Source organism: Dactylosporangium sp. CA-139114 (assembly GCF_050955725.1).
Classification (GTDB): domain Bacteria; phylum Actinomycetota; class Actinomycetes; order Mycobacteriales; family Micromonosporaceae; genus Dactylosporangium.
In genome coordinates, this window is the sequence record NZ_CP192080.1 from 2,158,777 (window position 1) to 2,171,305 (window position 12,529).

The 12,529-nt window shown below is 71.0% G+C and carries 9 protein-coding genes; 6 read left to right on the forward strand and 3 right to left on the reverse strand.

From position 1 onward, the window contains the following. Positions 1–629: 629 nt before the first annotated feature. Positions 630–1,430: a sugar phosphate isomerase/epimerase family protein gene (locus ACQP2P_RS09745; RefSeq protein WP_433619075.1), complete on the forward strand. Its 801-nt coding sequence runs from the start codon at positions 630–632 to the stop codon at positions 1,428–1,430. A 315-nt stretch (positions 1,431–1,745) separates the two neighbouring features. Here ACQP2P_RS09745 and ACQP2P_RS09750 read toward each other — a convergent pair whose 3' ends face one another. From ACQP2P_RS09750 to ACQP2P_RS09760, 3 genes are all read right to left on the reverse strand, one after another. Beyond that, a complete protein-coding gene (locus ACQP2P_RS09750; protein WP_433614840.1) occupies positions 1,746–3,140 on the reverse strand; it encodes a serine/threonine-protein kinase in 1,395 nt (464 codons plus the stop codon). A 277-nt stretch (positions 3,141–3,417) separates the two neighbouring features. Further along, entirely contained in the window at positions 3,418–3,882 is a 465-nt protein-coding gene (locus tag ACQP2P_RS09755; RefSeq protein ID WP_433614842.1) for a MarR family winged helix-turn-helix transcriptional regulator, read from the reverse strand. 506 nt (positions 3,883–4,388) lie between these two features. After that, the gene (locus ACQP2P_RS09760) at positions 4,389–5,156 is read right to left on the reverse strand and encodes a DUF72 domain-containing protein (protein WP_433614844.1); all 768 of its coding nucleotides are present in this window, start codon (positions 5,154–5,156) and stop codon (positions 4,389–4,391) included. A gap of 194 nt (positions 5,157–5,350) precedes the next feature. Between ACQP2P_RS09760 and ACQP2P_RS09765 the strand changes: the two genes are divergently transcribed. The 5 genes from ACQP2P_RS09765 to ACQP2P_RS09785 all read left to right on the forward strand — a co-directional run bounded on the left by ACQP2P_RS09765 (position 5,351) and on the right by ACQP2P_RS09785 (position 12,469). Beyond that, on the forward strand, positions 5,351–5,479 hold the full coding sequence (locus ACQP2P_RS09765) for a hypothetical protein (RefSeq protein ID WP_433614846.1): 129 nt from the start codon (positions 5,351–5,353) through the stop codon (positions 5,477–5,479). A 360-nt stretch (positions 5,480–5,839) separates the two neighbouring features. Further along, on the forward strand, positions 5,840–8,602 hold the full coding sequence (locus ACQP2P_RS09770; RefSeq protein ID WP_433614847.1) for an ATP-binding protein: 2,763 nt from the start codon (positions 5,840–5,842) through the stop codon (positions 8,600–8,602). Between the two features lie 253 nt (positions 8,603–8,855). Next, the gene (locus tag ACQP2P_RS09775; RefSeq protein ID WP_350626284.1) at positions 8,856–9,110 is read left to right on the forward strand and encodes a DUF6412 domain-containing protein; all 255 of its coding nucleotides are present in this window, start codon (positions 8,856–8,858) and stop codon (positions 9,108–9,110) included. A gap of 1,154 nt (positions 9,111–10,264) precedes the next feature. Continuing rightward, entirely contained in the window at positions 10,265–10,867 is a 603-nt protein-coding gene (gene yidC / locus ACQP2P_RS09780) for a membrane protein insertase YidC (protein ID WP_433614849.1), read from the forward strand. 468 nt (positions 10,868–11,335) lie between these two features. After that, complete coding sequence (locus ACQP2P_RS09785) at positions 11,336–12,469, forward strand: inositol-3-phosphate synthase (RefSeq protein WP_433614850.1); 1,134 nt, start codon at positions 11,336–11,338, stop codon at positions 12,467–12,469. The last annotated feature ends 60 nt before the right edge of the window (positions 12,470–12,529 follow it).

Sequence of the window (12,529 nt, forward strand, 5' to 3'; positions counted from 1 at the left end):
TTCGCGCACTCGTTCGGGTTTGCACGTTCGCGGGACCCGTTCGGGTTGCACGTTCGCGCACTCGTTCGGGTGTGGCACGTTTCGCGCACCCGTTCGGGTTGCACGGTTGCGGGACCCGTTCGGGTTCGCACGTTTCGCGCACCCGTTCTGGTTCCGACGGTCCGATGCCCATTCTTGTTCGAGTTCGTCCGCGCGTTGCCGTTCGCGTTCGTGTGAGCGTTCGTCTACGTGGTCGCGTTCGCGCAGCCGTTCAGGTTCGCACGCTCGGACGCGTGTGCGCACGTTCACGTAGTCACGGCTCGGTTCGGACGCTCGGACGCTCGGACGCCCGCGCGAACGCGTTCACCGCGATTGTTCGAAGGCGTTCGCGGCGGTCGTCCGGACGATTGTGTTCGATCACGCGTGAATGTGTGCGGGTCGGACGGAGGCGAGTGGGTGCGCGTTCGCTCGGCGGGTCGTGCGCGAGTTGGATGCGGGGCTCCCCAGGGCGGGTGGGTGTTCGTTTGTGCACCGGGTTGAACGCGGCAGGGGGCGAAGTCGGCGCGCCACGCGAAGTCGGGTGAGGCGCGGGGTGGGGTTGCACGTGCGGTACATGGAAGAAATAGCTGATGGAGGGCACTGTGAGCGACCTGTCCCGGTTCTCGCTGAACCAGGCGACCACCAAGCGCTGGCCCATGGAGGACACCGTTGCCGGCTGCGTAGCCGCTGGCGTGCCCGGCATCGGGTTGTGGCGCGACCAGGTCGCGGAGCTCGGGGTCGAGCGCACGGCGGCGCTCGTGCGATCGGCCGGGCTCGATGTCACCACGCTCTGCCGCGGGGGGTTCTTCACCGCCGATGACTGGTTCGACGACAATCTCCGCGCGATCGAGGAGGCGGCCACGCTCGGCGCGCCGGTGCTCGTGCTCGTCAGTGGCGGTTTGCCCGCGGGCAGTCGCGACATCGACGGCGCGCGGCGGCGGGTTGCGGACGCGATCGCGGAGCTGGTGCCGCATGCGCAGGCGGCCGGCGTTAAGCTCGCGATCGAGCCGCTGCACCCGATGTTCGCTTCGGACCGTTGTGTGATCGCCACGCTCGGCAACGCGCTCGACATTGCCGAGCAGTTCCCGGCCGGCGCGGTGGGGGTTGCGATCGACACGTACCACGTGTGGTGGGACGACCAGGTCTGGGCGCAACTGGCGCGGGCCGGGGCCGCCGGGCGGATCGCGTGTTTCCAGCTCGCGGACTGGATCACCCCGCTGCCCGAGGGCGTGCTGCTCGGGCGTGGGCTGCCCGGCACCGGCTGCGTGGAGCTGCGTCGCTTCCGCGAGGCGGTGGACGCGACCGGGTACCGCGGGCCGATCGAGGTCGAGGTCTTCCACGAGGGCGTGTGGTCACGCCCCGGAGCCGAGGTGCTCGACGAGGCGATCCGGGGCTACCTCGAGCTCTTCTAGCGCGACGGTTCGCCCCGAAACGTTCAGCACCGGGACGCCGCGAGCGCCGCACCACGAGAAGCCGAGAGCGCCGTGGGAAGCCGTGAGGGTCACGGCGCGGCGAGGGCCGTGAGTGTCGCGGCGCGGCGAAGGCTGTGAGCGCCGCACCACGAGAAGCCGAGCGCGCCGCCCCCGTGGGAAGCCGTGAGGGCCACGGCGCGGCGAGGGCCGTGAGCGCCGCACCACGAGAAGCCGAGCGCGCCGCCCCGTGGGAAGCCGTGAGGGTCACGGCGCGGCGAAGGCCGTGAGCGCCGCGCCGTAGGGAAGCTGTGAGCGCTACGCCACCGGCGGGGCGGCGACGGGAGGTTCGGTCGGCGGCTCCGACGTCGGCGTGGTCGGGCCGGCGGTGGTCGGAGCGGGCGTGGTCGGCGTGGGGGTCGGCGTCGTCGTGACGACGACCGGCGTCGTCTGCGTCGGCGTGACCACGCCACCGTCGACCGTCTGCGTCGGCGCCGCGGGCTGGGCGGTGTTGGTCGGGTTGCCGATCATCTTCTCGTTCGAGCCGTTGTTCGCCCCGTTGCCGTTGCCGAGGCCGGCCGTCGCGGCCGGAGCCGGGGCCGGGGACAGGTTCGTGGTCACCGAGTCGCCGCCGGTCGTGCCGTGGTGCGTGTCGCCGCCCGGGTTGCCGCCGATGAGGTCCGAGGTCGTCTCGGCCGCGGCGAAGACGAGCGCGAGGGCCATCGGCAGCGCGATCGCCATCGACGTGACCCGGCGCCGGGACATCTGGGCCGGGGCGCGCAGCCAGCGCCGCTGCACGGGGACGGTGGCCGCCTCGAGGTCGTCGATGGCCAGGCCGAGCAGCAGCTGGCGCGCGTCCGGGCGGTCCTGGGGGTCGCGGCTCAGGGCGGCGGCGACGAGGTCGCGCACCGGGTCGGGGATGCCGCTGAGGTCGGGCTCGCCCTCCAGGATCTTCCAGGCCCGGGCGGCCGCCTCCTCCCCGCCGTAGGGGTGGCGGCCGGTCGCGGCGAACGCGACGAGGCAGCCCCAGCCGAAGATGTCCATCGCCGCCGTGGGCTCCTCGGCGCGCAGCTGCTCGGGGGAGGCCCATCCGAGGCTGCCGACGATGTTGCCGGTACCGGTGATGTCACTGGCGGCGTCGAGTGCGCGCGCGATGCCGAAGTCGATGATCCGGACACCACCGAGCGTGACCATCAGGTTGCTCGGCTTGAGGTCGCGGTGCACGAGGCCGACGTTGTGGATGGCCGCGAGCGACGCCGCGACCCCGAGCGCCACGCTGTGCAGCATGGCCGGGTCGAGCGGGCCGTCGTCGGCGACGAGGCGGGACAGCGGGATGCCCTCGAGGTACTCCGTGACCAGGTACGGCCGCTCCTCGTACACGCCCGAGTCGAGCACGCGCGCGGTGCAGAAGCCGGGCACCCGCTGGGCGGCGCGGACCTCGCCGGCGAAGCGCACCCGGAAGCGGGGGTCGCGCGCGAGGTGCTGGTGCACCAGCTTGACCGCGACCCGGCTGCCCTCGGGCGACTGCGCGAGGTAGACGGTGCCCATGCCGCCGACGCCGAGCTGGCCGAGCAGCCGGTAGTCGTCGATGCGGATCGGGTCGTTCTGGGTCAGGTCGCCGACGGAGGCGCGCCGGGCGGGCGCGGCCGAGCGCAGCGGCAGGTCCGGCGAACCGGACTCACCGGCGTCGTCGTGGTTGCCTGCCTCGGTCATCGGGATCCTTCCAGGGACTTCGGGGGGGACATGCGGCTTTCACCAGCAGTCTGATCTCTTCACGGGGAGATGAAAAGACCGTGCTGTATGCATCAATTGTGCCCGTTCGGACACCTTTTGGGTTGGCGGCGCTGCCTCGAACAGTAGTCCAGCCGGGTCGGATTCTCCGCGCTGGAGGTCACACCCGTTATGGCACTGTTCAGGTTGCATGCCTAACGAGCCGGCCCCGTTCGAATGACGCATTTCCCCGCTTGGGGTGTCATTCGGGCAAAGGGCGTTACCGTGATCGCTCCAGGTGATCGACCAGTCCACGCAGCGCTGCGGTGATGCGGGCGAGCTCGCCGGGCTCCAGGTACGACAGCGCGTACGACTCCGCATGCTCGGCCTCCGGGAGCAGCTCCCGGATCAACCGGTGCCCCTTGCGGGTCAGCTGCAGCAGCACCAGACGGCCGTCGCCGGGGTGGTCGGCCCGCTTCATCAGGCCGCGCCCGGACAGCGTGTCGGCCACGCCGGTGAGGGTCGCCTTGGAGATGCCGGCCTGCTCGGCCACGTGGCGGGTCTCGATGCGGCGCGCGGCCCATACGGTGCGCAGCACCACGAAGCCGGTCCAGGTCAGCTGGCGGGGGCGCAGCACCTCCTGCTCGACGTGCTGCCGGACGGCGTTGGCGGCCCGGTGCAGGTGCAGGACGGCCTCGGTCGCGCCGGTGAACGCGCCGCCGTCCCGCCCCACCGTTGCGGTCACCGTGTTCCGCGCAGGTGTGCGTGTGCCGACGCGACCCCGTGCTTGCCCATATGGGCGGCCCCCCTCCGGTCCCCACATCGAACACACAGAATATCGGGAACGTCCCGGTTCCGTTGCCCCTTCATCACTCTGTGCGATCTCATGGCGACCTCCGGTGCCTGCCTTCTCGGCATTCACCGCGTTTGTCCGGCGGTTCTGCCGGATATCCGATGAATTGAAACGTCCTACGATCATCGGGAGACGTTCCACCGGAGAAGAGCAAGCGCCCCGCCCGCCTGATACATCGGCGTTGCCCGGCACCGCGTGGGCGGCGGGAACCGGCGAAGGAGCCACCGCCGGTTCTGCCGGTATTCCTGCCGGTCGGTGGTAGCGCTGGGTAGTCGAAGGCCGTACTAGTCGAGATCGTCGCGCTTGCGGTTCATCAGGTGCCGCCGCTGCCAGACGAGCACCGCGAAGAAGGCGACGACCACGAACGCCGCGCAACAGAACTTGGCCACCGGGGAAGCCTACGACCAGCGGGGCAGCCGCTGCGGGGCGCGCCCGACCGCGAACCCCCGGCGCTCGGCCAGCCGCGCGAAGGCCACGGCGTCGGCGACGGCCGCGCAGCCCTGGTCGTTGTTGAAGTACACGTAAATGTCCTGGTTCGTGAAAGTCCCGGCCAGGCGCGCCGTCCACGAATCGAGGGATGCGCGGCCGTAACGGGGCCAGGGCGTGGCGCGGCCCTCGTGCAGGCGCAGGTAACCCCAGCCCGCGGTGCGCCACAGCGGCGACTGCGGGCGGCCCTTGCGGTCCGACCAGCACAGGGCCGCATCATGCTGCGTCAGTACCGCCTTCACGTCGCCGTTCCACCAGGAGTCGTGCCGTGGCTCGACCGCGATCCGGACGCCGCGCGGGAACGCCCGCAGCGTCCGGTCCAGCGCCTCCGGGTCGGCGGGGAGGGTCGGAGGCAGCTGCAGCAGTACCGGTCCGAGCTTGCGACCCAGCCCGGCCGCCCGATCCATGAGGCGGCCCACCGGCTCCTCCGGCTCCCGCAGGCGCTTGACGTGCGTGAGGAACCGGCTCGCCTTGACCGCGAAGCTGAAGTCCGCCGGGGTGCGCGTCCGCCAGTCCTCGAACGTCTTGCGCTCCGGCAGCCGGTAGAACGCGTTGTTCACCTCCACGGTGCCGAACGCCGCCGCGTAGTGCTCCAACCACAGACGGTGCGGCACGTCGCGGGGATAGAAGCGATCGCGCCAGTCCTTGTACTGCCAGCCGGAGGTCCCGATACGCATCATGCTCGACCCGTTCCCCGTCCCACACGCCCGTAACCTGCGGCGATGCGGCATGACTAGTCCGGGCCGGACATACGTAGACGCCGGTGGGGGTCGTCTACGTATGTCCGGGCGTCGCGATTACGTAAGCGTGACAGATGGAACGCAGCCCCTGCTCCGACAGGATGGAGTCACAAGGTTGAAAGGGGCCCGACACCATGAACGTCCACGAGAGCCTGCTCAGCGAGATCTTTCGCCAGCGTCGTCAGGACATGCTCGACGACCACAAGCACTGGACAAGCCGCGTGCGGCTGCGCCGTCGAAACCAGCGCGAGCACCTCGCCTGAGCCACCCGCGACCGAACCGCGGGGGAGAGCAGCCCCGGCCTTGCCGGGGCTGCTCTTTTGTGCCCGAGGCCGGTGACTAGTCGGCCCGGCGATGACTAGGCCGGTCGCGGGGCCGAAGATACGCAATCGGTGCGGATGGCAGGCGAGGCTCACCCCGACAGGATTGGGCCCACGGTCGATCCAGGGAGTCGAAACCATGCACCCGGTCTTTCTCTACAGCCAGCTCCAGCACCGCCAGCAGGGCCTGCTCGGCCTCGAGGCACACCGTCGCGCGGACGAGCGGGGCGCACGCCGGCCGTGGTGGCGCAGGTCGCGTCCATCACTGCCGGAGCATCGGCCGCCCGCCGGTAGGCTGGTGCCGTGCGGGCCAGCCGTAGCGGAATGAGCCAGGTGATGGTCGGCCGCGACGACGAGCTGCGCCGGTTGCGCCGGCTCGTCGACGGGTCCGAGCCTTCCATCGCCATGCTCGGCGGGGAACCGGGCATCGGCAAGAGCCGCCTGGTCCACGAGCTCATCGCAGGCCTGCCCGAGACGGTCCCGGTCCTCGACGGCCAGGCCGATCCCGGCGCCCTCAGCCGCCCCTTCGAAGTCCTGCTCGACGCCATCGACAGCAGCCGCCGCGCCGAGCTGCTCGACCCGGAACTGCTGCGCGTCGTCACCGACGCGTCCCGCTCGATGATCGACCGCATCCAGGCCGGGCTGGAGATCGTGCGGCTGCTGACCACGCCCGGCCCGTCCATCGTCCTCTTCGAGGACCTGCACTGGGCCGACTCCGAGAGCGTCGCGCTGTTCGAGCGGATCGCCGAGCTGCCGGGGGAGCGGCTGCTCATCGGGACCTACCGGCCCGACGAGGTCACCCGCCGGCACCCGCTCGCCGACCTGCTGACCCGGCTCGAACGGCGGTACACGATCACCAACGTGCGGCTCGAGCGGCTCAGCCTCGCCGACACGTCGATGTTCCTGAAGTCGGCGACCGGCCGGCCGCCCGCCTACCGCACCGCCCTGTCGCTGCACAACCGCACCGGCGGCAACCCGTTCTTCCTCGAGGAACTGCTCAAGGCCAACGGCGACGCCGACCTCGACACCCTGTGCGACCGGCCGCTGCCGTGGAACATCGCCGAGGCCCTGCGCCGCCAGCTCGACGACCTCGACACCGGCGAGAAGCGCATCGTCGAGGCCTCCGCGGTGCTGGGCCGCAAGGTGCCCTTCGACCTGCTTGCCGCCGTCACCGGATTCGACGAGAACGAGCTCATCGACGGCCTGCGGGACCTGGTGCGCCGCGGGCTCATGGTCGAGACCGGCGACGACGAGTTCAGCTTCCGCCACGCGCTGACCCGCGAGGCCATCGTCGACGAGCTGCTCGCCCGTCAGCGGCGCCGCCTGCACGAGCTCGCGCTCGAGACGCTGCTGTCCACCGGCAGCAAGGACTACGCGCTCGTGGCCCACCACGCGCGGGGCGCCGGGCGCTACCTCGACATGGTGGAGGCGGCCCGGCGCGGGCTCGTGGTCTACCTCGCGATGGGCTCGCCCTATCAGGCGCTCCAGCTCGCCGAGATGGGCCTCGACGAGCTGCCCGACGACGTCGAGCTGCTCTCCTGCGGGGCCCGGGCCGCCTGGCTGGCCGGCCTCCTCGACGACGCGCAGGAGCTCGGGCGGCGCTGGCTGGACGCGGCCGGCACCCGCGAGGAGCGCGCCGACGCGCTGCGGCTGCTGGTCCGGCTCAGCTGGGAGATCGGCAGCAGCGGGAGCATGCAGGAGCGCGCGGCCCAGCTGCGGCGCGAGATCGCGCACCTCGACGACGGGCCGGCCAAGGCGCACGCGTATGCGGCGATCGCCCAGGCGTACATGCTCCACGACGACACCGAGCGCGCCGTGGCCTGGGCCGACATGGCGATCGCCCTCGGCGAGGAGCTCGGCCTGCCCGCCGTGTGGCTCGCCGGCAAGGTCGAGAAGGGCTCGGCCCTCGTCAACGTCGCGGCGGGCGTCGAGGAGGGCGTGAAGCTGCTCAACGAGGCCACCCAGGAGGCCGAGGAGGCGGGCGAGTGGCTGCTGGCCGCCCGCTCGCTCAACAACCTCTACAGCCTGCTGCCGGGCGGCCCCGCCGACTGGGCGGCCGCGCTGGAGCGGATGCGCACCTTCGCCGAGCGGGCCGGGTTCGAGTCGCTGGCCGTCGCCGCCTACTTCCAGGGCCGCGCCCGCCTCGCCGTGCAGGAGGGCAACCTCGGCGCCGCCCTCGCCGAGCTGGAGGCGGCCCGCCGCCGCGACCGTGGCCTGCTGCGCACCCGCAACGGCAGCGACTATCACGGCGTGCTCTTCGCCGGGCTGCTGCTGGAGGCCGGCGAGCTCGACAAGGCCGACACCGTCATCCGCGGCCTGATCGAGCAGTCCACCGACGCCTACACGATGCTCACCCAGACCTCGGTGCCCGGCCTGCAGTTCCACCTCGCCTGCCGCCTGGGCCGCGCCGAGCTCGCCCGCGAGCTGCTGCGCACCGTGCTCGCCGCCGTCCGCGTCACCGGCGTCACCGGCCGCGACTTCGCCCACGACCTCATCTCCGCGGGCCTGGCCGCCGGCCTCGCCGTCGACGAGCTGCGCCCGATCGCGGCCGCGATCGACGACCCGCTCTTCGACGACGCGTACCGCTGGCTCGCCGACGCCCAGATCGCCGAGGCCGCCGGCGACACCACGGAGGCGCTGCGCCTCTACCGCCGCGCCGTGGCCGAGCCGACCATGCTCCTGCCGGCCCAGCGCGGCACCGGGCACCTGGGCGCCGCCCGCTGCCTGCTCGCCCTGGGCGACCTCGAGGCCGCGCGAACGTCGGTCCGCACGGCCGAGCCGTTCCTCACCCGCTGGGCGGGCTGGCGCGTCGCCGAACTCACCGGCCTGCGCGGCCGCCTCGGCCTGAGCGCCCCGACGGCGTCGGGCGACCAGTCGCTGACGCCGCGGGAGCGCGAGGTGGCCGTCCTGCTCGCCGAGGGCCTGACCAATGCCGAACTGGCCCGCCGGCTGTACATCTCGCCCCGCACGGCCGCCGTCCACGTCTCGAACATCCTGAGCAAGCTGAACCTGGAGTCCCGGACGCAGGTCGCGGCTTGGGTCAAGTCCCGCGAGCCAGCCAGGTAGCCGCACCCTTCTTCCGGCTTCGCGCTTCCGGCTTCCGGCTTCGCGCTTCCGGCTTCGCGCTTCCCGCTTCGCGCTTCCCGCTTCGCGCTTCCCGCTTCTCTAGCGATGCGGATCATGGTCGGCCTGTGGTTCTCGGGGGTCGCCGGCTCACCCGCCTGGCTTGGACGGCTACGCCCGGCGGATGGTGTTCGGGGCTGCCGAGTACTCCCGTGGGCGGATGTGCGCGTTGCCGGAGGTGCCTACCATCGGTGGCATGTCGTGGTCGATGACCACCCTGATCGCCGCGTGGGCCCTGGTCGGCTCACCCGGTGACGTCGTCGCTGTGGCGACGGCCGTACTCGCCGCGCTCGCGGTCGTGCTGGCGGCCCGGTTCGTGGCCGGGGCACCGGCGGCTCCCGCGCGGCTGCTGGCCTTGCCGGCCCGGGCCCGGATCGGCCTCGGGCAGGCCATTCGCTCCGTGGACCCCGACGCAGACGGTCGGCCGCGGCCCCGGGCGCCCGGAGTCTGATCGCTCATCCGGCACCGCGGAGCTGATTCGCTCAGTCGCGGCGTCGTGCGCTGGGCGTTCACTTCGTACCGCGGAGCTGATTCGTTCGGTCGCGGCGCCGAGTCCTGAGCGTTCACTTCGTACCGCCGAGCTGATTCGTTCAGTCGCGGCACCGAGCGCTGATCGTTCACCGCGTACCGCGGAGCTGACTCGCTCAGTCGCCGGGGCCGGGCGCTGATCGGACGAGTGCGCACGACGGTGACGGAATCGGTGAGCGCGCGTTGCCGACCGACTCGCCCAGCGTGCACCGCGATCCAATCGTTCGCCGTGCGCGGATGAGTGATTCGGTGCATCGTGCACATCGCTGTTTGCTCAGTGCGCGGTTGCTGCTGGCTCGCAGTGCGCGGTTGCGCGGGATTGCTCGCCGGGGGCTGTCGAGTGAGCTGCCCATCGCGCGTTCCTTGATGACTGTTCATCGCGGGTTCCTGGGCGGTCGCTGATCGCCGGTTCCTGGGTGATCGCTCATCGCGCGCTTGGCGGCTGCTCAATGCGCGTGTTAAGCGAGCTGCCTCGGTGTCCGTTGCGTGGCTGTCGAGGTCGCGTCTGACTGGGCAATGGTGCGCGTTTGGTCACTGCTCGTTGTGCGTTCGGTGGCGAATCGGTCATCGGGCGAGCGGTGGGCGTTCGCTCGTTGCGTACTGACGAATCGCTCAGCCGCGCGACTTTGCGAAGCCCAGCGGGCTTTGCGTGCTTGTCGGCTTCTGTCGGTTGCGGACTTTGCGTCCTCGCCGACTCTGCGCGGCTACGGGCGTTGCGGGCTTTGCGTGCTCGCCGGCTTTGTGCGGCTACGGGTGTTGCGGGCTTTGCGTGGCTACGGGCTTTGTGTGGCTACGGATTTGCGCGCTTGCGGTGAGTGCGGCCGCGGCCCGCTGCCGCGTTTCGCGCGAGTCTGGGCAGGCACGACTGTGCGGCGGGATTGTGCGCTTTCGGGTTGGTGCGGCGAGTCGCCGCGCGCGAGTGCCGACCGGTCGTTGACGCCGTGGCGCGGTGCCGGGCGGGTCGGGCTCGCTACTGACGTTTTACCTGGTCGCGGCGTTGAGCGCTCGATTGTGCGCCTTGGCGGTGTCGGCCGTCGGAAATGCCATTGCTTTGGCGGATGTGAAGGGGTCAGAAACGTGGTACATGAGATTTTGCTTGGGCTGGCCGGACTGCTCGGGTCGGTGCCTCTGGCGATCGTTGTCGCGACGCTTCTGCTGCGTGCGGGGCTGCTGCCGTTGAGCATTCGGGCGTATCGCGCGGAGCGGGTGCGGGCGAAGCTGGCGCCCCAGCTCGCGCAGATTCGGGAGCGGCACGGGCACGAGCCTGTCGTGCTTGCCGAGAAGACCACTGCGCTCATGCGGGAAGCCGGGTCCGGGCCGTTCGCCGGGCTGGTGCCGATGCTTGCTCAGGCGCCGTTCATCTGGCTGCTGTACCGGGAGTTCACCAACGGGGACATGCGCGGGCATTCGCTGTTCGGGTTCGATCTCACCCAGCGGCTGATCGGACACCCGGGGCTGCTCGCCGGGTGGTTGATCGTTGCGGCGCTCGTCGGGATCGCGGTGTGGAATGTTCGCCAGTTGCCGGCCGGGTCGCCCGTATATGTGCGGGTGTTGTCGTTCGCGACGGTTGCGTTCGCGGCGTTCGTGCCGGTCGCGGCCGGGATCTATTTGGTGACTACCGGGTTGTGGACGGCTGTTGAGCGATTCGTCTTCCGGCAGCGGAGTGGCGTGCCGGTCTGACCGGGCGTTCGCCATCAAGCCGTTGGCGATGCCTGCTCGGGTGGAGACGGTTGTGGCGGCTGAGTTCGGGCGGCCGCCACAACCGAGAGTTGCGACCTTGGTCCGTCGGCCAAATGGCAATTGGCGGTGAGGCTGTAGTTCGCCAGGCCCGCACCGCACAGCTTGGTGACGGGCAGCGGGTGCAGCACCGCACCGGGAGGGCTGCTGGTGTCGCGGGTGGAGAGCCGGGCGCGAAGGGGGCCGATGGGTGGCGAGGACGTGAAAGCGCTGCTCAGGAGCGTGGGCGGCTGGCGGGTGGGGCGGGACTTTCGCGGTACGAGTGCGGAAGTTTTTTTGATTTTGACAAAAGTTCGGTTGGGTCTGGCGGAAAGCCTGGGGTTCGATCTAGGCTCCTAATCCAGCGACATTTGGCGATGTCGTCATCCATGGATCCCTATCGCCACGTTCCTCACCCGCTAGGAGGAGCCCGTGCGTACGGGTGTGTGGCTGGTCGGCGCACGCGGTTCTGTCGCCGTCACCAGCATTGTCGGAGCCGCCGCGTTGCGGTCCGGGCTGGCCGAGCCGATCGGCTGTGTCACCGAGCATCCGCGGCTGCGAACCGGGGCCCTGCCCGCGTTCGCGGACCTCGTGTTCGGTGGTCACGACGTGGTCAATACGAGCCTGCTCAAGCGGGCCGAGGCGCTCGCCGCGGCCGGGGTCGTTCCCGCGCGGCTGGTCGCGGCCCTCCACAGTGAACTGTCGATAGTGGACGACGACGTACGGCCGGTGCCCCACGCGCCGACCCAGCGTGAAACGGCCGCGGTCATGCAGGGCGACCTGGAACGGTTCCGGGACCGCCACGAGCTGGAGCGGGTCGTCGTCGTCAACGTCTCGTCCACCGAGGCCGCCGCGGCGCCGCACCCCGCGCACGCCGGGCTCGACCGGCTCCGCGCGGCCATGGCGACGCCTGAGCAGGTGCTTCCCGGCAGCTCGGTCGCGGCCTACGCGGCGATGAGCGCGGGGTGCGCGTACGTCGACTTCACTCCGTCCACCGGTGCGCGACTCCCGGCACTGCACGAACTTGCGTTGGAGCGTGGCACCCCGTACGCGGGGCACGACGGCAAAACGGGCGAGACCCTGCTCAAGTCCGTGCTCGCTCCGATGTTCGCGATGCGGAGGCTGCACGCGACCTCGTGGTCGGGCATCAACCTGCTCGGCGGCGGCGACGGGGCCACGCTCGCCGAACCGGCCGCCAACGCCGCGAAGTCGGCGAGCAAGCAGCGCGTGCTCGGCGAAACGCTCGGGTACGTGCCGGACGGGACGACGCGCATCGAGTACGTTCCGGGGCTCGGCGACTTCAAGACCGCCTGGGATCTCGTCACGTTCGAGGGCTTCCTCGGCACCGCGATGCGCATGGAGTTCACCTGGCACGGGTGCGACTCCGCTCTCGCGGCGCCGCTTGTGCTCGACCTTGCGCGACTCACCGCGGCCGCGCACAGGAACGGACAGGTCGGGCCGCTCGCGGCGCTCGCGTTCTTCTTCAAGGACCCGCTCGGCGACACGGACCACGCCCTGGGCGCCCAGTTCGAGACGCTGGCCGAGTTCGTCGAGGGCCTGCGATGAGGTGGCACGAGTCGGCCGAAGTCGTTCGTGTGCCCGTAGCGTTGGAGCGTCCACGGCATG